Source organism: Acinetobacter sp. YH16052 (assembly GCF_013417155.1).
Classification (GTDB): Bacteria; Pseudomonadota; Gammaproteobacteria; order Pseudomonadales; family Moraxellaceae; genus Acinetobacter.
Genome location: NZ_VPEO01000014.1, coordinates 1 through 19900, shown reverse-complemented (window position 1 = coordinate 19900; position 19900 = coordinate 1). Strand labels below are relative to the sequence as shown.

Here is a 19900-nt window from a genome sequence, read left to right as displayed (position 1 = left end):
TTTCAAGAATTAACGCATCTTGGCCAAGAAACGGCCAACACGGGTAATGGCTTCACGCAGTTCATTTTCAGCCGGCAGGAATACTACACGGAAATGATCCGGTGTTGGCCAGTTAAAACCTGTACCTTGAACCAGAAGTACTTTCTCGGCACGTAACAAATCCAGCATTAGTTTTTCATCATCCTGGATTGGATACACATTCGGATCCAGTTTCGGGAAGCAGTACATCGCACCTTCAGGTTTGACACAAGACACACCTGGAATCTCATTCAGCATTTCCCAGGCAATGTTGCGCTGTTCATATAAACGCCCACCAGGGCGAATCAGGTCATTAATCGACTGATAACCGCCCAGTGCAGTCTGAATCGCATATTGTGCCTGATGGTTGGCACACAGACGCATCGACGCCAGCATATCCAGACCTTCGATATAATCTGCGGCACGTGCTTTATCGCCGGTAATGGCCATCCAGCCGGAACGGAAACCAGCAATACGATAGGCTTTAGATAAACCGTTAAACGAAACACAGAGCTGATCGCCAGCCAGAGCTGCTACCGCAACATGCTCAATCCCATCGTAAATAATTTTGTCGTAGATTTCATCAGCAAATAAAATCAGGTCATATTTCTTGGCCAAGTCGACAATTTGTTGCAACACATGACGTGGATAAACCGAACCGGTCGGGTTATTCGGGTTGATAATCACAATACCACGGGTATTTGGCGTGATTTTGCTTTCCATATCAGCAATATCTGGATACCAGTGATTTTCTTCATCGCATTTATAGTGAATCGCAGTACCGCCAGACAGATTCACTGCTGCCGTCCAGAGTGGATAATCTGGCATTGGAATCAGCATTTCATCGCCATCATCCAGCAGACCTTGCATGGCCATAACAATCAGTTCAGACACACCATTACCGATATAAACGTCATTGACGTGCATATCCAGAATGCCTTTTTGCTGATAATACTGACAGATCGCCTTACGCGCCGGAAAAATTCCTTTGGAATCCGTGTAGCCAATCGCATTCGGCAGGTTTAAAGCCACATCATTGATAATTTCTTGCGGCGCTTCAAAACCGAATGGGGCAGGATTACCAATATTTAATTTGATAATTTTGTGACCGGCTTCTTCCATCTCGATGGCCGCTCGTAACACAGGTCCGCGAATGTCGTAGCATACATGATCAAGCTTGGATGATTTCTTGATTTCGCGAGGGGATTGGAAAGTGTTCGGCATTTTGATGTTCTCGGAAGGAGTGGAGGTCACTTTTGCATAACGATATAAATAACTTTTAAATGTCTCAGTTGTGACTAGATCGAGATCATGTTCATCTCGAAGTAGTGCAACAATTTTTTCATGCGTAAATCCAAGCTGCTGATATTGTTTGATCACAGGCAGCAGATTTTTAAAAATTACGCTCTTTTTTTGCGACATTTTTTAATCCTGAGCAAATTTAGAGCTAAGAATACCATTAAATTTGCTCACTAAAAAACATTTAATGTAAAAATTGCTTACTTTTATTTTTATATTTGCTTTCTTTTTGCTTTTTTGGGCATTATATGTCTTTTGTAAAATGTTGAATAAAGACTAGAATTTTTAAAATGAATCACGTAAATATAGGATTATCCTATTTTAAATAGCAAGATAAAAAGGTATGTGATCATGGGAAAACTCAATAAATCAGACCGGGAATGGCAAAGAGAGTTATCACCTGAGGAGTTTCGCATTACGCGCGAGAAGGGAACCGAGCCGGCATTTACTGGAAAATACTGGAATACCAAGCAAGATGGCACTTATGTATGCCGTTGCTGCGGCACGCCACTGTTCTCATCTGAAACCAAGTATGACAGCGGCTGTGGCTGGCCAAGTTTCTACCGTCCCGTCAGCAGTTCGGTGGTAGAAGAATTACCTGATACTTCACACGGAATGGTCAGAACTGAGATTGTTTGTCATCATTGTGACGCACATTTAGGGCATGTTTTCCCAGATGGCCCAGAACCAACGGGTTTGCGTTATTGTGTCAACTCGGCTTCTTTGGACTTAGAAACACAAGAAAAAAATGATGAGGAAACCTACCCATGACTAACATTTATCAGTTTGAAGCTGAATTGTTAGATGGCAAAAGCAAGCCACTTGCAGATTACGAAGGCAAGGTACTTTTGATCGTCAATACAGCGAGTAAGTGTGGTTTTACCCCACAATTTTCAGGATTAGAAAAACTTTACGAAAAATATAAAGATCAAGGTCTGGAAATTTTGGGATTTCCATGCAATCAGTTTGGTGGTCAAGATCCAGGTTCCAATGAACAGATTGGTGAGTTTTGCCAGAAGAATTACGGGGTATCTTTCCCGATGTTTTCCAAGGTGGATGTCAAAGGCCCTGAAGCGCATGCCATTTTTCGCTATTTAACTAATAATTCCAAAGGTATTTTAGGCAATGGAATTAAATGGAATTTTACCAAGTTTCTGATTGGTCGTGATGGCAAGGTGTTGAATCGTTTTGCACCAACCACCAAGCCTGAAGATCTTGAAGATGAAATTGCCAAAGTATTGTAATCATTAGTGTCATATTCTCAGTATGAGATAAAAACAGAATTCATCTAGTGTTAATTAAAAAACCCACTTTAATTCAGTGGGTTTTTTAGTCATGATTAAAACTTAGAGAATAGCTTTCAGGCGTTGAATGACTTCTTCACATTGCGCCAGATCGGCTACGAGTGCCAGGCGTACATGATTTTCACCCGGATTACCCTGTTCAGTATCGCGGGATAAATAACGACCCGGAAGAACTTTAATATGTGCTTCTTCCATCAGGCGTTTGGCAAAGGCTTCATCATTGTCGACTTTTAACCAGTAATAGAAACCTGCATCCGGTTTTTTGAGTGGCAATAAATGTCCGAGTTCCTGTTGAAATAAATCAAACTTGGCACGGTATTGCACCCGGTTTTCTTCCACATGCGCTTCATCATCCCAGGCAGCGATTGAAGCCAGTTGATGTTGTACCGGCATCGCTGCGCCGTGGTAAGTACGGTATTGCAAATAAGGTTTTAACAGGCTGGCATCACCGGCAACAAAACCTGAACGCATGCCCGGAAGGTTAGAACGTTTAGACAGTGAATGGAACACCACACAGTTTTTATAGTCATCCCGGCCGATTTCAGCACAAACTTCCAGTAAACCTACAGGTGCTTGGTCAAACCACAGTTCCGAATAGCATTCATCTGAAGCAATCACAAAATTGTATTGATCCGACAGGGCAATCAGTTTTTTAAACTGTTCTTTTGATAGTACTGCACCGGTTGGATTGCCCGGGGTACAGACAAATAGCAATGCCGTTTTTTCCCAGACTTCCGTCGGAACTGCATCAAAATCACCGAGGTAGTTATTTTCCTCAGTACAGTTGATGAAATAAGGTTTGGCACCTGCGAGCAGCGTTGCACCTTCATAAATCTGATAAAACGGATTCGGCATCACTACATAAGGTGCATCTTCATGATTCACCAAAGCCTGTACAAACGAAAAAATCGCTTCACGCGTACCGGAAACAGGCAGGATATTGCTGTCTGCACTAATGCTATTTAGCTTAAAACGGCGCGTCAGCCATTGGGCAATACTTTCACGTAGCTCAGGCAGGCCTTTACTGTTGGGATACGTCGACAAATGTTTGAAGTTATCGATAATCGCTTGTTTCACAAACTCCGGTGCAGGATGCTTTGGTTCACCAATCGACAGGGGAATTAAGGGCATATTTGCAGGTTGGATATCCGCAAAAAGCTGATTTAACTTTTCAAACGGATAAGGGTGCAGTAAAGACAAGCTAGAGTTCATGAATAAGTAACCGCGTTTTAATGTGAGTGTTGACTACAAACCTGATGAGAGGCTTCATCCAGCGCAGTTTTAAGTGCAGCTGCAAATTCAGCAGATTCTCCAGGTGTCATAGGGTTGCCATCTTTTTTGGTGACAAAGAATATATCTTCGGCACGTTCGCCCAGTGTGGCAATTTTGGCAGAGTGGATATCCAGCCCTTGCATCATAAATAAACCACCGATTTTGGCAAGTAAACCGGGATGATCGAGAGTGGCAATTTCGACCATATTCTGATTCAAGGCAGGATTGATACTAATATCGACTGTATTTTCAATATCGAAATGACGTAATTGACGCGGAATCCGGCGTTGCATCAAGCCCGGATATTCATCTGAATGGCTCAAGGCATCTTTCAGGGCTTCAATCACTGTGGCTTCGCGTTCCGGATCGGTCAATAAGGTACCAAAACGGTCCAGTACCACATAGGTATCCAGACTGAACGCTTTAGTGGCAGTAATAATTCGTGCATCTTGTACATCCAGATTCATGCGATCCAGAATAGCCACCGTGGTAGCAAACAGGTTGGGTTGATCCTGCGTATAAATAAAGATCTGTACCGCATCCTGGGCATATTTACGGTGTGCCCGCATTAACACCAGTGGGGCAGGATTGTCGCCGTGCTGTAAAATGGCACGAGTATGCCAAGCAATTTCATCTGCTGTTTCTTTCAGGAAATAGTCATCACCAAGTTCCTGCCAGACTTTTTCTACTTCATCCAGTGAAAAATCCTGAACCAGAAGTTCGCTGGCCACAAATTTGGTATCTTCAATCAGCATTTGATAATCAACCGGACGACCCAGACCGGAACGGATCACGTCGCGTGCCTGAGTATATAGTTGACGCATCAGCGAGGCACGCCAGGTATTCCACAGCTTCGGATTGGTGGCGTTAATATCGGCGACTGTCAGGGTGTACAAATAGTCCAGATGTTCCATATCACCCATTTTTTCTGCGAATTCTTTGACCACATCCGGATCGGAGATGTCTTTTTTCTGCGCAGTGACAGACATTACCAGATGATTCTGGATCAGCCAGGCTACCAGATTACTTTCGCGTTCAGTAAAGCCATGGCTACGGCAAAATTTAATCGCATCACTGGCGCCAAGTTCACTGTGATCACCACCACGGCCTTTGGCAATATCATGGAAAATTGCTGCCAGATAGACGATGTCACGACGGGTCAGACGCTGAAACACTGAACTGACCACCGGAAATTCCTTGGCAAATTCAGGTTCTTTAAAGCGGTTTAAATTACGCAGCAGCAATAAGGTATGTGCATCGACCGTATAGATATGGAACAGGTCATATTGCATCAGTCCCAGAATCTGTCCAAAGGCCGGGATGTAATTTCCAAGCACACCATAACGCTTCATGGCAACCATGGTGTCATAGAGTCGATGCGGTGAACGGATAATCGCCATAAATAGCGCCTGATGCACCGGATTATCACGAAAATCCTGATCAATGCGTTTTCCAGCCAAGGTCAGCAAGCGTAAGGTACGCGCACGAATACCTTCGATCTCAGGACGATTGGCCAGCAGATAGAAAATTTCCAGAATTGCGCTTGGATTTTCCGAGAAAATCTTATGATGCTGCACAGCCAGTTTGCCATCGACCAGTTTAAAGTTCTGGTTGATTTCTTCGATCTGGCGTTCATATTGCGGTAAACGTGGCGTAATGACCGATTCATTAAAATAGGCCAGCAGCATTTCGTTCAGCGTAGACACTTGCTGTGCACTGCGATAATAGCGCTTCATGAACTGTTCAATTGGATAGTTCGGATGATGCGCCTCTTCACGTACATAGCCAAATTTGGCAGCAATATCACGCTGATAATCGAACAATAAGCGGTTTTCATCGCGCTTGGTCAGGCGGTGCAGGTGATGACGGATTTCCCAGAGGAAACTTTCGGCTTCCTCAAGCACACCGAGTTCAAATTCTGAAATAAAACCGAGATGTACCAGATCATAAATGCGATTGACGCGGAAATGCCGTTTGGCAATCCAGCCAATCTGGTTGATATCACGGATGCCACCCGGCGCATTTTTAATATCCGGTTCCAGATTGCTTTCGGTATTGTTGTGCTGAGCATAGCGTTTATGCTGCTCATCCATCTTGGCATCAAAAAAAGTTTTGTCAGTCCAGGTACGTGACACGATACGACGTGGCCATTTGCACAGGTTTTCATTGCCAATAATCAGGCGGGCTTCGATCAGGGTGGTGGCGACGGTCAGATCACTGCTGGCCTGATTGACACATTCATTGATGGTGCGGACACTGATACCGGGTTTGAAATTCCCCACGTCCCAAAGCGATGAAATGAATGTAGAAATCAGTTGTTCCTGTTCCGGGTTAATCTCGTCTTCTGACAAGATCATGATATCGACATCAGAATAAGGCAGCATTTCACGACGGCCATAGCCCCCGACAGCAAACAGGGCCAAATCAGTTTGAGCCAGTTCGGCATGCTGCCAGAGAAACTGCAGGGCTTCATCGATCAGATTGGAACGCGCCAGAATAATATCCCGAATCGACTGCCCATTTTCAAAACTTTCCTGAAGCTGATTTTCGACATCACTGCGCCATTGATTGATGGCTTTAATGTCATGGTTACTTTTAGCGTAATTCAGCAGTGGATGGGTGTTGATCATGTACAGTCGTCCGTTGGTATTTCAGCTTAGTTTTGGTTGACGCTAACTTGGTTTGCGACCTGTAGGGCCAGTTCACGTGCCTGTTCAATGTTTTCCGCACGTGCTGTGGCAACGCCCATACGACGACGTTTAAAACCTTCAGGTTTGCCAAACAGGCGTAAATCGGTATTGCCGTCTGCTAAAGCAAGATTCAGGCCAGAAAATGAAAGATTGCGGTCATCTACTCCAGCATAAATCACCGCGCTGGCAGCCACACTATGTCGTGCAGTATTCACCGGCAAGCCTAAAATAGCACGTGCATGCAGCTCAAATTCACTTTGAAATTGGGAGGCTAAAGTCACCAGTCCAGTATCGTGTGGACGTGGGGAAACCTCACTAAACCATACTTTGTCGCCTTTTACAAAGAGTTCCACTCCAAAGATTCCGCAGCCACCAAGTGCTGTAGTGACCTTGTTGGCAATGCGCTTGGATTCTTCCAGCGCGGCTGGAGTCATCGGTTGAGGCTGCCAGCTTTCCACATAATCACCTGAGTCCTGACGATGTCCGATCGGGTCGCAATAAGACGTTTCGATTTCGCCGGTTTCTGGATTTTTTGCACGAACAGTCAATAAGGTAATTTCAAAATCAAAGTCAATTTGTGATTCTACAATCACAGTACCCTGATTGACCCGGCCACCGGTTTGCGCATATTCCCAGGCAGCATCGACTTCATCAAAACGGGTAACACGAGACTGACCTTTGCCTGAAGATGACATCACCGGTTTCACAAAGTTTGGATAGCCGACATCGTCACAGGCCGCGCGGAAGGATTCTAAACTGTCGGCAAAACGGTAAGCTGAAGTTGGCAGACCGAGTTCTTCCGCAGCCAGACGACGAATACCTTCACGGTTCATGGTCAGATTGACGGCTTTAGCAGAAGGAATGACTGTAGCAATGTTCTGGGCTTCTATTTCAAGCAGAACTTCGGTCGCAATCGCTTCAATTTCAGGAACAATTAAATGTGGCTGGATTTGATTGATGAGTTGTTTGAGTTCTACAGCATCTGCCATATTCAAGGTATAGGAATAATGCGCAACCTGCATGGCAGGGGCATGATCATAACGGTCAGCAGCATGAACTTCGACTCCAAGGCGTTGTAGTGAAATCACCACTTCCTTGCCCAGTTCACCAGAACCCAATAATAGAACTTTATAGGCAGAAGATTGAAGGGGAGTACCAATAGTCACGCTCATGTGGATCATCCATGCTTGATTTTATGGACTTTTAGCATAGCAGAACTGAGCCGACAGTTAAGCCAAGATTCATACAAAATTGTGATATTGACCAACAGTTTTATTTATAAAGTTTTTCTAGATTTTAATAAGGAGGCGCTGTCATTTTCACATCGCTGTCAGACTGCGTTTGCAGAAGATAAATCCCGCTTTGAGACTTGAGCTTTTCTATTTGTGCAACTTGTTCAGTATTGATATTTAGCATCTTTAACAGACGTAATGTACGAACATGCAGGAAATACGCATAGGGCAATACAAAAGGCAGTACAAAGCACAGCAAAAATAACAGTAGCCCAAAAACTGTGAATTGAATGCAGTCTCGCAAGATGGTGGTGAGCTGGAACTGATCTGCTGAAAAGGCGGTAGCTGAAAAAAGAATAAAAAGGAGCGCAAATAAACCAGCAAAAATTTTTAGAGTATTCGGCAGGACACGATGTCTGAAGCTCCATTTACCCAAAATCAATGTCAAAGGATGAAGATGCAGCACGTATTGGCTCTGATTAAGCAGAGCAATAATTTGATGGGTGCTATTCTTTTTAATATAAACCACCCGAACTTGATCTGCTGGTTGAGCATGTATTTCGACAAAATGTCCGGTAAAATTTTGAGCATTGATAAAACATTCAAAATATTGTGCCGGCACTTCATGTCGATGGAATACGGTTAACATTTCATCGCGCCGATGATGAATAAAGATTTTGCCTTCAATCACCTGTTTGACCTCAAACATGCGCATCCTTCCTTGTTTTTATTGTTATATAAAAAAGACCTATACTATGAGTTTAGCATAAGTCTTTGTTTCGATTGATCAACGGGTTAAAGCTTAAAAGGGTACTGGAACATAGGTGTAAACCAGGCCATAGGTGAGCGCTGCGGTCAGAGTCGCCATCACGATACGTTTAAACTTAAAATACAAAACCGTAAGCACAATAAAGCCAACCAGCATCGCAAAACTTTTATTCGGTGTTTCTAATAAAGGTGGCAGGGTAGCAACCACCAGCATGGAGCTGATCGCAGCGATGCCAATTGAACCCAAGGCAATTTTTAGCCACAACGCTCCGCGTTTTTGCGAACCTTGCTGAAATTTTTGAATGACAAAAAAAGGACCAAAGCGCGAGGCAAAATTGGCGATTCCGACTAAAATCCCGACCAGAATAATCTCTAGATTCATGTTTGATCTCCTGCGTGCTCAGGATCTGGCTGCTTCAAAATATAGTGTTTGAATAGGCCGGCAAAAATACCGGAACTGATACCGATAAAGATCGCGGCGGACAGGTCGATAAAATAACAGGCCACAGCAGAAACCAGAATCGTGACAGCTACAACAAAAGTATGTTTTTTCTCAAAAGCTGCCAACAAGAAACTCAGGAACAGCGCAGGTAACAAGAAATCCAGTGCTGCCTGCAAGAACTGTGGCAAGTTACTGACCTGATCGGCAAATAAGCCACCGAGGAAAGATCCGAGTGCCCAGGACATCCAGCTAAACAGACTTAAACCCAGCATCCAGGATTCTGACCATTCTTGACGCCGTTGCGAGAGCTTGATCATGCCGGAGGCAAAGACTTCATCGGTCAGACCCCAAGACCAGATTGCCGTTTTCTTTAAATTCAGCCGGTCTTGAATCAGGTTTTGCAGCGCAGGGCCATAGAGCAGATGGCGAATGTCCAAGGCAATCACGGTTAATGCCGTCATCCAGATGGATGTGCCACTGCCTAAGAGCGCGACCACCAGGAACTGGCTGGCACCTGCATACATCGAGCAGGACAGGAACAGTGCTTCCCAGGCGGTAAAGCCAAACTGAGTGGCTGAAACACCAAAAGCAAACGACACTGGTAAATAAGTGAAGATAATCGCTTGGCTATCTTTTGCACCTTGCCAGAAGCCAGCAGGTTGCGTAGCGAGTTGATTCGGTTCAGACACGACACACCTTGAAGGAGAGTTGAACGATGGGTCAAATGAAGATTGTGTATTCTACGTGAATTTAATAGCATAGTGCCGAAATGTTTAAATTGGCGAGCCTGATATGTGGATGTTCAAGACACGTGCGATGCTGACTGCTGCTTTAATAAGCACGGCAATATTGTTACAAGCGTGTGGGAATGACAGTCAATCGACTGATAAGCCAGAAATTAAACCGGCACCTAAATTGACTAATGATGCGACGACTTATGCCAATGCCGCATGGCAACTGATCAATGAAGTGGATCCACTGGTCTATAATAAAGAAGTGGATCAGCTGGAAACACAGGTACGTCAACCAGCACGTAAATTGAGTACAGACTGGCGTATTAATGTCAAAATGACCGATTCGGTGACCGAAGGCAAATATGCTCTGTGTCGTAAAGCTTTGACCAGTCTGGAAATCTGGGCGCGGACGACCATGGAAAATGGCAACAGCCTGCAACAAAAACAGGCGGATTATGAGCGGGATAAACTGCAATGTCAGAATGCCATTGCCCATCCTGCACTCGGAAATACCGATCCTAAGCAAAAAGGTACTGCAATTGCCAATATGCAATAAACCTTTGCCCATTTAAATGTACCTATAAAAAGCCAGTCATTCAGACTGGCTTTTTTAGCAAAATAAACTTTAAAAATAGGGCATCCACACATGTTCTAATAAAAGCACCATTACACCGCAGATCAGGAGTGTGCTGCCAATCATGCGTTGAATCAATGTACGTGTAGACATGGCCGATCTCCTCAAAGATTTAAAGCGCATTCAACGCTTCCAGATAACGACGATTTACTTCTTTCCAGTTCACAACATTGAAAAAAGCAGAAATATATTCCGGACGACGGTTTTGATATTTTAAATAATAGGCATGTTCCCAGACATCCAGACCTAAAAGGGGAATATTGCCATGTATCAGTGGAGAATCCTGATTGGCGCTACTTTCTACAATAAGCGTTTGATCTGGCGTCATACTTAACCAGGCCCACCCACTACCAAAACGGCTAAGCGCTGCCTGGGTAAATGCTTCTTTAAATGCCTCGAATCCTCCTAATTCATGTTCAATGGCCTTGGCAATTTCAGCTTTGGGGTGACCACCGCCGTCTGGACTCATCACTGTCCAGAACAGGGAATGATTGGCATGTCCACCAGCATTATTAATCACGTTCTGTCTGAGTTGCTCGGGCACTTCATTGAATTTGCTAATTAAGGCTTCGACTGATAAATCTTCCCATTCTGTACCCGCGATTCCTGCATTGATATTATTGATATAAGTTTGATGATGCTTGCTATGATGAATTTCCATAGTCTTGCTATCGATATGAGGCTCTAGCGCATCATAAGCATAAGGCAGTACAGGCAAGGTGTAGCTCATTGGCAGGATTCCTTGGGGAGAATGGAGTTAGGTTATTTTTCATTAGATTTAAGATACACTCTAATTTAATATTCATATATGAGAATAGTTATCATTATTGTTAATATGTGTTGATCTTATGCGCTTCCAGAAAGCCTGTTATACGTATGAATCCTCTTTTTATAAGCAATAAAAAAACCCCAAGAAGGGGCTTTTTTTAACAGCAATGACTTAAACGTTAAAACGGAAGTGTAAAACATCGCCATCCTGAACGATGTAAGTTTTACCTTCTAGACGCCATTTGCCTGCTTCTTTCGCACCGGCTTCGCCGTTGTACTGCACGAAATCATCATAAGCGATACATTCTGCACGGATAAAGCCTTTTTCAAAGTCGGTATGAATCACGCCTGCTGCCTGTGGTGCAGTTGCGCCAACTTTTACGGTCCAGGCACGAACTTCTTGTACACCCGCGGTGAAGTAAGTTTGTAGGCCAAGCAGTGAATAACCCGCGCGAATCACCACGTTTAAGCCAGGTTCTTCCATGCCCATTGCTTCAAGGAATTCAGCACGGTCTTCATCTTCAAGCAATGAAATTTCAGCTTCAATCTGGTTGCACAGTGGAACTACAATCGCATTTTCTTCAGCAGCCAATTTTCTCACTGCATCTAAATGTGGGTTGTTCTCAAAACCGTCTTCAGCAACGTTGGCAATATACATGGTTGGTTTAAGGGTCATTAAGCCAAAACCACGAACCAGTTTACGTTCGTCATCATCTAGGTCTGCTGCGCGAGCCGGTTTACCTTCATCCAGTAAAGGCTGGATTTTTTCCAATACAGCTTTAGTGGCTAGCGCTTCTTTGTCACCACCTTTAGCAGATTTAGTCAAACGCGTAATTGCTTTGGCTACAGCATCTAAGTCTGCGAGCGCAAGTTCGGTATTAATCGTAGCGATGTCATCCAGTGGATCAATACGACCATTCACATGAATCACGTTTTCATCTTCAAAACAACGCACAACGTGAGCAATTGCATCAGTTTCACGAATGTTGGCCAGGAACTGGTTACCCAAGCCTTCACCCTTAGAAGCACCTGCTACCAGACCTGCGATGTCTACAAACTCCATAGAAGTCGGAATAACACGTTGCGGTTTAACAATTGCAGTCAATTTGTCTAAACGTGGATCAGGAACAGGTACAATTCCGGTGTTTGGTTCGATCGTACAGAAAGGGAAGTTTTCTGCAGCAATAGCAGCTTTGGTTAAGGCATTGAAAAGTGTAGATTTACCAACGTTCGGCAAGCCGACAATACCGCAATTAAAACCCATGAAATAACTCACAAAAGCGTTATATAAAAATTGCCCCCGATTTTACATGAAAGCATGACTAAAGTCAGGTCATGTGCTTGTGGTTTATTGCAATCAAATGCTTCTGGCGACCTAAAATGACTCGCTGAGCTTTCCGGGATGTGTAGTGAGTCCACCAACCATAGAGGAATAATCAGCCAGTATTTTACTTTTGAATAAAAATCACATTGTTTTTCTAAAAGTGAGTGACTAAAGTATCTGAATAAAACGGCGGCCTACACGCCCTGATCCAATAACGATAAACATGGAGCATACATGCGAACTTTATACCAGTTTCCTTTATCTCACTTTTGCGAAAAAGCACGTTGGATGCTGGACCATAAAGAGCTGTACTATGTTGCTCACAATCTGATACCCGGGGTACACCGCGCTTTTGCCCGCCTGAAAACAGGTCAGAATCGTCTGCCTATTTTGCGTGATCAGGATCGATGGATCGCAGATTCCACCCAGATTGCTCTGTATCTGGATGATACTTATCCAGAACATCGTTTACTGCACGCGGAAGGATATTTTCGAAATAAAGCTTTAGAAATTAATGAAATTACTTTGGAATTGGGTCGTCATGTCCGTCGCTGGATGCTCTCTCAAGCACTGACTTCTGATCATGAATCTCTGGATATTTTAATTGGTGAGCAGGGCTATCTGCGCCAGTTTGAAAAATTTTCTAAACCTTTATTGAAAGCGATGGTGGCCAAGGGTTATGCATTGAATGAAGAAACCGTGGCGGAATCCAAACAGCATATTGATGTTGCGGTACAGCAGCTCAATCAGATGCTGGTCAGCCAAGGTGGGCATTATTTTGTCGGAAATCGTTTAGGTCTGGCGGATATTGCAGTCTGTTCCATGTTGGCACCGCTTCTGGCGATTCCAGGTACGCCGTGGGAAAAAGAAAACTTTGAAACCTTGTCCGAAGAATATCGCGACTATCAGCAGTATTTGAATGAGCTACCACTGGGTGAATATATTTGCCGTATTTACCGAACCGAACGTAATGCGCGGGTAGACTGGCGTGGTGTATAAGTTTAAATGCTACTCTCAGAATTAAAAAACGCGCATGAAGCGCGTTTTTTTGATGAGATTATGATTAACCCCAAGGATTAGGCTGGTCGATATCAATATGTTTAGTAAAATTATTGAGGAGTGAACCAAAATCAAATCCGGATGAAGAACCGCCACTGCCGATATTCTGAATTGTATCTTTAATGCTCGGCAGGAGAGCAGACAGATCAATATTGGAATCAGTCGTACCCACACCTTGGACAAGATCACCGAGGTCAGGCAATTCAATCGAAGAGCCACTACCAACCAGCTGACCAACACCTTCGGCAATACTGCCTAGGTCAAAGCCGTTTGAAGCAGAGGAAATACTTTCGATCATACCACCCAGATCCAGATCGCTACCGAGATTGAGATTGCCTAATAACCCACCCAAGTCTATGCCATTTGAACCATTCGCAATCAGACCGCTCAGTAAGTCAGTGAAGCCACCGACATCAAAACCATCCGTTGCATTTCCGCCTACAAAGCCGCTAATTAAATTGGTAATAGCACCAAGATCAAAATCACTGCCTGCATTGCCACCGATTAAACCACCCACCAAGCCTGCAATTGCTCCAATATCTATATCACCTAAACTGCCAGAACCGCCGATCAGACCACCGACCAATTCAGCAATTTGTGCGAGATCAATCTCGCCATTGCCACCAATCAGGTTGCCAACCAGATCCGCGATCGCACCGATATCTACACCGCCCAATCCGCCAGAACCACCGATCAGGCCACCAACGAGCTGAGCAATTTGTGCAATATCAATCTCACCATTGCCGCCAATTAGGTTGCTGACCAGGCCTGCGATGCACCAATGTCTACGCCACCTAATCCGCCAGAACCACCGATCAGGCCACCAACGAGTTGAGCAATTTGTGCGATATCAATTTCACCATTGCCACCGATGAGGTTGCTGACCAGACCCGCAATGGCACCAATATCTACGCCGCCTAAACCGCCAGAACCGCCGATCAGGCCACCGACCAGTTGAGAAATTTTACCAATATCAATATTGCCCGTACTGCCGCCCAATAAGCCGCCCACCAGTTTAGAAATAGCCTCAAGATCTAGGCTGCTGCTATTGCTCCCCATTAAGCTCTTTAATAAGTTGGTGACCTGGGTAATATTAAAGCTACCGCCATTGGATTGGGTTAAGCTACTGATCAGGCTTTGAATATTTAAACTTGAGGCATTCGAACCAGAAAATTGAGTTAATAAATTGCTGAGATTTGTCGTACTCAGGCTGCTTCCAGAAAGGAGATTATTTAATAATGAGCTGACTGAAGGTTGAGTATTGGATCCGGTGAGATTGCCAATAAGATTGGTGAGGGTACCTGATGTCGTTCCACCGAATAAGCCGCCCAATAAGCTCTTCGTTTGGGTTTCGACGGTTAAAACAGGACTCACTTTTGTTTTTATCAAGCTTAAAAGTTTAGAAGCCATGACCGTTCCTTGTGTAATATTTTTGAAATGCGCTATTTTTGTTTTTAAAGCGCCTTTGTTTTAATCTATTTCTATACACTTGTAAAAGATGGACGGTTAAGTCGTGTAGGGGCTGACAGGAATAGCCTATCTGTTGCCATGTTTACCTAATTTAAATAATTTAAAAATAAAGATTTAATCAAAAATACCATTGGTCATGTTTTTAATTTATGCGATTAACGGTCATTTAAACCCTCCTGAAAACCGTATTTATAAAATGAAATCCCATTTGGGAAAAAATTTCAGAATATGAAAATTTTGTGAAAAATAAATAAATATTGTATAACAGAGATGGCGCAAAATTTTCTGCATCTATTGATTATTGATATAAGAGTATAAAAATGGAACTGGATCGTTTCGATAAACATATTCTAGAAATATTGACCCATGAAGATGTCAATCTGAATGAACTGTCCGAGCGGGTGAATTTATCTGTCAGTTCGGTGCATCGTAGGATCAAACACTTAATCGATCATAATATTATCAGTGGCTTAAAACGTGAAATCAATTACCAAAAATTAGGTTTCAGTCTGCATGTGCTGTTGCAGGTATCCTTAAGCAAACATGATAGCGATACTTTTGCCAAATTTCTGGAAGAACTGGAAAGTATTCCCGAAGTGATTAATGCCTTTTTGGTCACCGGTCAGTCGGCAGACTTTATTGTTGAAGTCGTGGCAAGAGATATGGAAAATTATAGTGAAATCCTGCTTAAGCGGATTGGAAAAATTGAGCATGTGGTGGCACTGCATTCCAGCTTTGTGATTAAAGAATATAATGTCTTTAACTGTAGCGGATTACTCAATAAAGTTTAATCAAAGCTAGGGTGGTGGACAGCCATAAAAAAAACGCACCCTAAGGTGCGTTTTTTGAATCAGACATATTTAAGCATCAAGTTCTGCTAAAACTGCGTCTGAGAATTCAACGTTGGTATAAACGTTTTGTACATCATCCAGATCTTCAAGCATATCAATCATTTTCATGATTTTTTTCGCTTGATCGATGTCTGTGATTTCTGCTTTGGTTGAAGGACTCATCACTACTTCAGCATTGTCAGATTTTAAACCTGCAGCAGTTAAAGCATCTTGAACTTCACCGAAGGCTTCAGGTGTGGTAATGACCAAGATATCATCTTCAGTGACTTCGATGTCTTCAGCACCTGCTTCTAATGCCACTTCCATGATTTGATCTTCCAAAGACACATCTTCAAAAGTGATCTCACCACGTTTCGTGAACAGGAATGCCACCGAACCATTGGTGCCTAAGTTACCATCAGTTTTAGAGAAGCAATGACGTACGTCAGGCACAGTACGGTTCAAGTTGTCAGTCATGGTTTCAACAATAACCGCAACACCACCTACACCATAACCTTCGTAGGTCACTTCTTTCAGGTCGTCGTTATCTTCGCCACCAGCACCACGTTGAATGGCACGGTTGATCACGTCACGTGTCATATTCACTGATAATGCTTTTTCAACCACAGCACGTAGACGAGGGTTGCTTGCAGTATCTGGACCACCAAGCTTTGCAGCAGTGGTTAATTCACGAATGTATTTGGTAAAAACTTTACCACGACTCGCATCTTGTTTTGCTTTGCGATGCTTAATATTGGCCCACTTGGAATGACCCGCCATGCGAACTATGCTCCTTGTAGATTGGCTGTATGCCTATCAGAATGCCGAAATTCTACCATAAGCGTTTTTTTAAAAAAAAGTGCCTGGATTTGAGATTTCAGGATAAAAACAAAAAAAGTGCAATATCGAGGAAAAATAGAAAGAGGATAGGGGGATTTATAATTCTATTTATACATTTATATGGACAGATGACTTGGACATAAACAGCAGAATCGCTGATTATGTCCGTGCTTTTATTTTTAAAAAGCTTATTCTGGAATAACGATATCCAGGCCAACCTTGTCTTTATATAGTTGCTTGATCAAAGCCAGGTCATGCGCAAGGTCTGTCGGATAGATCTTGCCAAGAATGCCACCTTGCTTGGTTTTGGAATTGGCGTATAACAACACGATTGGTACATTGGCAGCCTTGGCAATATGCCAGAAACCGGTACGGATTGGTTTGCGTGCTTCACCTTGTTTAGCCCGTGTTGCTTCGGGAGCAATCACCAGATTGAACTTTTCATTGTTCTGAAAATGTTCCACCATCTGGGTCACGATATCTTTACTGGCCTTGCGGTCAACCGGAATACCACCCACAGCGTTCAATAGCGGTTTAAACGGTCCTTTAAATAATTCTTTTTTAATCAAGGTATGAACCTTGAGGTCATAAATCTGGAACAGGGCAATTGACAGTACCGCATCCATCATTGAGGTGTGTTCAAACCCAATAATGACCTGTTTATCTTCAAGCACATCGGGTTCGACATGATATTGCCAACCTGCAAGTTTAAATGCAGATTCGCCAAGGAATTTATTTAGCATAAGTACGGAGAAGTAAAAGCTGTATGTAGAGAACTGCATAATTTCATCTTGTTCGCCCATACAGTCAATAGGCTTTCCAATAAAATCAGCGAATAATGTAAAAATCTATGATTTATTCATCTTTTTAAGCTGCAAGATTAAGAGTTAATATATATAAATAAAACAATATTAAGATCTTAAAAATATCATTAGATACAAAAAAAGTCTTAAAATGATGAAAAAATGACTATCCAGAGCACACTTTAGTTATTAGACTTTTGTCGAAGAAGAAGACTGATACAGGTCTTTTCTATTTTCTTATTCTTTCTACTCTGAGATTGAAAAGTATGACGTACATGACAGCCTTCGTAGTCTCCCTATTGATTTTTGCGCTTGTAATTGTATGGTCTTTGATCGAAATTAAGCAGGATTTACATAAAGACGAAGAAATGAAGTCTGAATTCTAGTCATTCTATCTTCTTGAGCTCAAGGCTATTCCTTTAACAGTGCTGCCTGAGCAATAAAGAATTTTAATACCTTATAGATATACTAAGACCTTAAATCTATCAGTTTTACCCTTAGTAGACCGGATTAAATTCAAGATGACAGGCTCATTTGTCTTAAATGATGCAGCATGTATCTCATTTTTCTATATGCCTCCTATACTGAAGTCTTAAGTAACTGAATTTTGACTAAGACAAGTCGCCCATGATTGCTGCCTAAATGTTCAAGCAGTTATAAAAGCACTTGTCTTTCCAAAAAATCTTAGCTAGTATTCATGACGCCTGAACTTATTGATAAATAAAGTTTTCAGCATATAGGGCCTATAGCTCAGTTGGTTAGAGCAGCGGACTCATAATCCGTTGGTCGACAGTTCAAGTCTGTCTGGGCCCACCAAATTCATGTGTTTATATAGTAAAATACATACTTAAACCCTTAATTCTAAAAGAGTTAAGGGTTTTTTAATGTCTTAAGAATACTCAGGTGTACTCGTATAAAAACACCCTATTTGTATCCTGGCTTGTATCCTGTATAAAAAATAGAACTCAGGATACAGGAGCCTAGTTTAATCTAGGAAAATCAAAATTTTATGGCTAAATCTAAATTACTCACAGATACCCAATATGCAGCGTTAAAAGCACAAGAATCTGAGTACAGAGTTTCCGATATTTCAGGTCTGTATTTAAAAGTTGGTGTAACAGGTAAAAAGTCATGGCAGTTAAGATTTAAGAGTACAGTTGGTAAGTGGACATGGCTTGGGTTAGGAAGTTACCCCGTAATCTCAGTCAAAGAAGCACGATCATTGGCGATTAAATATCAAAATGGTGAAATTATTTTAAAAACTAAAAATGAGAAGTTATTGGAGGCGAAACAACAAGAGAATATGTTGTTTGGTAATTTACTGATTAAATGGATGAATACGAAAAAAGGTGTATGGACTGATAAAACTTTTAAGAAAGAATATCAGTCTATAGAAAGGCATATATTGCCAGTATTTGGTCAACGTCTATCTAAAGAAATTTCTGCGTCTGAGTGGAAAGAATTTTTCAGAAAAAAACAATTAAATGAAGGGATATTTAATCGTCTTGAAAAATTAATTTCGTATTGTCGTAATGCGTATGATTATGCAATTGATGATAATTTAATCAGCTACAACCCTCTTGCAAGAGTACGAAAAGGCCTAGCAAATCATACTGCAGGTTCAATGAAACATGTCGTAATGGATGAACTTCCAGACCTTGTTAATGCAATCCGTAATTATCGCTCTGAAACTACTAGTATTGGACTCGAATTGCTAGTAGTGCTATTTCCTAGGCCTGGTGAGTTAAGAGCCGCACGTTGGGATCAATTTGATTTTGAAACAAGCGTATGGCTTAGACCTGCAGATATTATGAAAAGGAGAATAGCTCATGCGATACCGTTACCGAAGCAAGCAATTAAATTATTGCTTCGATTAAAAGAGATTTCAGGGGATGGCAATGAATATTTGTTTCCATCAAGAAGTAATTCAAATGAAAAATTTATATCTGACGTGACCTTCAATTCAGCATTGAAACGAATGGGGTATGCGGGGAAGCAAGATCCTCATGGATTTCGCCACATTGCGAGTACCTATTTGAATGATGTTTTTAGCGACAAAGAGCAAGTGATTGAATCAGCATTGTCTCATCAAAAGTCAGGTGTGAAGGGTGCCTATGATAAAGGTGCTCACTTAAGGGAAAGGGTGGATATTATGCAATTTTGGGCTGACCACTTGGATTCGATCTGCGGCGAAAGAATATTTGATTAGCGTGTTCTTGTTATAATTTTAGAAGCCGAAACGTTATTTTCGGCTTTTTTTTTTTGCCAAATAGGACGGTTGAAGATGGGCTTTGTTGCACAAAGCTATTCTTGAGGGCTTCTTTAGCAATATAATTTCCAGATGAAGAAGCCTGCACCTAAAACTTACCGTACAACCAATTGGTCCTCGTATAACCAAGCTTTAATCAAGCGA

Annotated in this window: 17 protein-coding genes, 1 tRNA gene and 1 pseudogene; 7 read left to right on the top strand and 12 right to left on the bottom strand. The window is 42.4% G+C overall.

Annotated features, from left to right (window positions below; genetic code table 11):
• Nucleotides 1-9: 9 nt before the first annotated feature.
• The gene (locus FTV42_RS10650; RefSeq protein ID WP_180038730.1) at nt 10-1440 is read right to left on the bottom strand and encodes a pyridoxal phosphate-dependent aminotransferase; all 1431 of its coding nucleotides are present in this window, start codon (nt 1438-1440) and stop codon (nt 10-12) included.
• A gap of 228 nt (nt 1441-1668) precedes the next feature.
• Between FTV42_RS10650 and msrB the strand changes: the two genes are divergently transcribed.
• Both msrB and FTV42_RS10640 read left to right on the top strand, forming a co-directional pair.
• Nucleotides 1669-2088: a peptide-methionine (R)-S-oxide reductase MsrB gene (gene msrB, locus FTV42_RS10645; RefSeq protein WP_004645533.1), complete on the top strand. Its 420-nt coding sequence runs from the start codon at nt 1669-1671 to the stop codon at nt 2086-2088.
• Complete coding sequence (locus FTV42_RS10640; RefSeq protein WP_004278946.1) at nt 2085-2561, top strand: glutathione peroxidase; 477 nt, start codon at nt 2085-2087, stop codon at nt 2559-2561. The genes msrB and FTV42_RS10640 overlap by 4 nt, the downstream gene beginning before the upstream one ends.
• Nucleotides 2562-2663: 102 nt before the next feature.
• Here FTV42_RS10640 and dapC read toward each other — a convergent pair whose 3' ends face one another.
• From dapC to FTV42_RS10610, 6 genes are all read right to left on the bottom strand, one after another.
• The gene (gene dapC / locus FTV42_RS10635; RefSeq protein WP_180038729.1) at nt 2664-3833 is read right to left on the bottom strand and encodes a succinyldiaminopimelate transaminase; all 1170 of its coding nucleotides are present in this window, start codon (nt 3831-3833) and stop codon (nt 2664-2666) included.
• 17 nt (nt 3834-3850) lie between these two features.
• Nucleotides 3851-6523, bottom strand: coding sequence for a [protein-PII] uridylyltransferase (glnD, locus tag FTV42_RS10630; RefSeq protein WP_180038728.1), 2673 nt, complete (start codon nt 6521-6523; stop codon nt 3851-3853).
• Between the two features lie 26 nt (nt 6524-6549).
• Complete coding sequence (gene purT, locus FTV42_RS10625; RefSeq protein ID WP_180038727.1) at nt 6550-7764, bottom strand: formate-dependent phosphoribosylglycinamide formyltransferase; 1215 nt, start codon at nt 7762-7764, stop codon at nt 6550-6552.
• Nucleotides 7765-7879: 115 nt separating this feature from the next.
• Entirely contained in the window at nt 7880-8524 is a 645-nt protein-coding gene (locus tag FTV42_RS10620) for a hypothetical protein (protein WP_180038726.1), read from the bottom strand.
• A 93-nt stretch (nt 8525-8617) separates the two neighbouring features.
• Complete coding sequence (ygaH, locus tag FTV42_RS10615; RefSeq protein WP_004278941.1) at nt 8618-8965, bottom strand: L-valine transporter subunit YgaH; 348 nt, start codon at nt 8963-8965, stop codon at nt 8618-8620.
• Nucleotides 8962-9714, bottom strand: a complete 753-nt coding sequence (locus FTV42_RS10610; protein WP_180038725.1) for an AzlC family ABC transporter permease — start codon at nt 9712-9714, stop codon at nt 8962-8964. Before FTV42_RS10610 ends, ygaH begins: the two co-directional genes overlap by 4 nt.
• A 103-nt stretch (nt 9715-9817) precedes the next feature.
• Between FTV42_RS10610 and FTV42_RS10605 the strand changes: the two genes are divergently transcribed.
• Entirely contained in the window at nt 9818-10315 is a 498-nt protein-coding gene (locus tag FTV42_RS10605; RefSeq protein ID WP_005106524.1) for a hypothetical protein, read from the top strand.
• A gap of 190 nt (nt 10316-10505) precedes the next feature.
• Here FTV42_RS10605 and FTV42_RS10600 read toward each other — a convergent pair whose 3' ends face one another.
• Together FTV42_RS10600 and ychF are read right to left on the bottom strand one after the other, a co-directional pair.
• Entirely contained in the window at nt 10506-11123 is a 618-nt protein-coding gene (locus FTV42_RS10600) for a superoxide dismutase (protein ID WP_180038724.1), read from the bottom strand.
• A 210-nt stretch (nt 11124-11333) separates the two neighbouring features.
• A complete protein-coding gene (gene ychF / locus FTV42_RS10595; protein WP_004645523.1) occupies nt 11334-12425 on the bottom strand; it encodes a redox-regulated ATPase YchF in 1092 nt (363 codons plus the stop codon).
• 294 nt (nt 12426-12719) lie between these two features.
• Here ychF and FTV42_RS10590 point away from each other — a divergent pair, with 294 nt between their 5' ends.
• Complete coding sequence (locus FTV42_RS10590) at nt 12720-13484, top strand: glutathione S-transferase family protein (RefSeq protein WP_004645522.1); 765 nt, start codon at nt 12720-12722, stop codon at nt 13482-13484.
• Between the two features lie 64 nt (nt 13485-13548).
• Here the strand turns inward: FTV42_RS10590 and FTV42_RS10585 are convergent.
• A pseudogene (locus FTV42_RS10585) lies at nt 13549-14954 on the bottom strand (hypothetical protein).
• A gap of 380 nt (nt 14955-15334) precedes the next feature.
• On the opposite strand from FTV42_RS10585, the gene FTV42_RS10580 reads away from it, so the two are divergent.
• Nucleotides 15335-15805, top strand: coding sequence for an Lrp/AsnC family transcriptional regulator (locus tag FTV42_RS10580; RefSeq protein ID WP_004645518.1), 471 nt, complete (start codon nt 15335-15337; stop codon nt 15803-15805).
• A gap of 69 nt (nt 15806-15874) precedes the next feature.
• On the opposite strand, the gene FTV42_RS10575 is transcribed toward FTV42_RS10580, so the two are convergent.
• Together FTV42_RS10575 and FTV42_RS10570 are read right to left on the bottom strand one after the other, a co-directional pair.
• Nucleotides 15875-16624 carry a YebC/PmpR family DNA-binding transcriptional regulator gene (locus tag FTV42_RS10575; protein ID WP_004645516.1) on the bottom strand — a complete coding sequence of 250 codons (750 nt, stop codon included), beginning with the start codon at nt 16622-16624 and terminating at the stop codon, nt 15875-15877.
• Between the two features lie 248 nt (nt 16625-16872).
• Nucleotides 16873-17427 carry a 1-acyl-sn-glycerol-3-phosphate acyltransferase gene (locus FTV42_RS10570; RefSeq protein ID WP_004278932.1) on the bottom strand — a complete coding sequence of 185 codons (555 nt, stop codon included), beginning with the start codon at nt 17425-17427 and terminating at the stop codon, nt 16873-16875.
• A 799-nt stretch (nt 17428-18226) separates the two neighbouring features.
• Between FTV42_RS10570 and FTV42_RS10565 the strand changes: the two genes are divergently transcribed.
• Together FTV42_RS10565 and FTV42_RS10560 are read left to right on the top strand one after the other, a co-directional pair.
• Nucleotides 18227-18303 (top strand) — tRNA-Ile (locus tag FTV42_RS10565).
• A 193-nt stretch (nt 18304-18496) separates the two neighbouring features.
• Complete coding sequence (locus FTV42_RS10560) at nt 18497-19696, top strand: tyrosine-type recombinase/integrase (RefSeq protein WP_071851760.1); 1200 nt, start codon at nt 18497-18499, stop codon at nt 19694-19696.
• Nucleotides 19697-19900: the final 204 nt, after the last annotated feature.

What these genes read in the sequence shown, in the direction of transcription:
- dapC (WP_180038729.1), bottom strand. Translation starts at nt 3,833, where the DNA reads ATGAACTCTAGCTTGTCTTTACTGCACCCTTATCCGTTTGAAAAGTTA.
- glnD (WP_180038728.1), bottom strand. Translation starts at nt 6,523, where the DNA reads ATGATCAACACCCATCCACTGCTGAATTACGCTAAAAGTAACCATGAC.
- FTV42_RS10575 (WP_004645516.1), bottom strand. Translation starts at nt 16,624, where the DNA reads ATGGCGGGTCATTCCAAGTGGGCCAATATTAAGCATCGCAAAGCAAAA.
- FTV42_RS10650 (WP_180038730.1), bottom strand. Translation starts at nt 1,440, where the DNA reads ATGTCGCAAAAAAAGAGCGTAATTTTTAAAAATCTGCTGCCTGTGATC.
- FTV42_RS10560 (WP_071851760.1), top strand. Translation starts at nt 18,497, where the DNA reads ATGGCTAAATCTAAATTACTCACAGATACCCAATATGCAGCGTTAAAA.
- ychF (WP_004645523.1), bottom strand. Translation starts at nt 12,425, where the DNA reads ATGGGTTTTAATTGCGGTATTGTCGGCTTGCCGAACGTTGGTAAATCT.
- purT (WP_180038727.1), bottom strand. Translation starts at nt 7,764, where the DNA reads ATGATCCACATGAGCGTGACTATTGGTACTCCCCTTCAATCTTCTGCC.
- FTV42_RS10580 (WP_004645518.1), top strand. Translation starts at nt 15,335, where the DNA reads ATGGAACTGGATCGTTTCGATAAACATATTCTAGAAATATTGACCCAT.
- FTV42_RS10605 (WP_005106524.1), top strand. Translation starts at nt 9,818, where the DNA reads ATGTGGATGTTCAAGACACGTGCGATGCTGACTGCTGCTTTAATAAGC.
- FTV42_RS10600 (WP_180038724.1), bottom strand. Translation starts at nt 11,123, where the DNA reads ATGAGCTACACCTTGCCTGTACTGCCTTATGCTTATGATGCGCTAGAG.
- FTV42_RS10640 (WP_004278946.1), top strand. Translation starts at nt 2,085, where the DNA reads ATGACTAACATTTATCAGTTTGAAGCTGAATTGTTAGATGGCAAAAGC.
- msrB (WP_004645533.1), top strand. Translation starts at nt 1,669, where the DNA reads ATGGGAAAACTCAATAAATCAGACCGGGAATGGCAAAGAGAGTTATCA.
- ygaH (WP_004278941.1), bottom strand. Translation starts at nt 8,965, where the DNA reads ATGAATCTAGAGATTATTCTGGTCGGGATTTTAGTCGGAATCGCCAAT.
- FTV42_RS10620 (WP_180038726.1), bottom strand. Translation starts at nt 8,524, where the DNA reads ATGTTTGAGGTCAAACAGGTGATTGAAGGCAAAATCTTTATTCATCAT.
- FTV42_RS10590 (WP_004645522.1), top strand. Translation starts at nt 12,720, where the DNA reads ATGCGAACTTTATACCAGTTTCCTTTATCTCACTTTTGCGAAAAAGCA.
- FTV42_RS10570 (WP_004278932.1), bottom strand. Translation starts at nt 17,427, where the DNA reads ATGCTAAATAAATTCCTTGGCGAATCTGCATTTAAACTTGCAGGTTGG.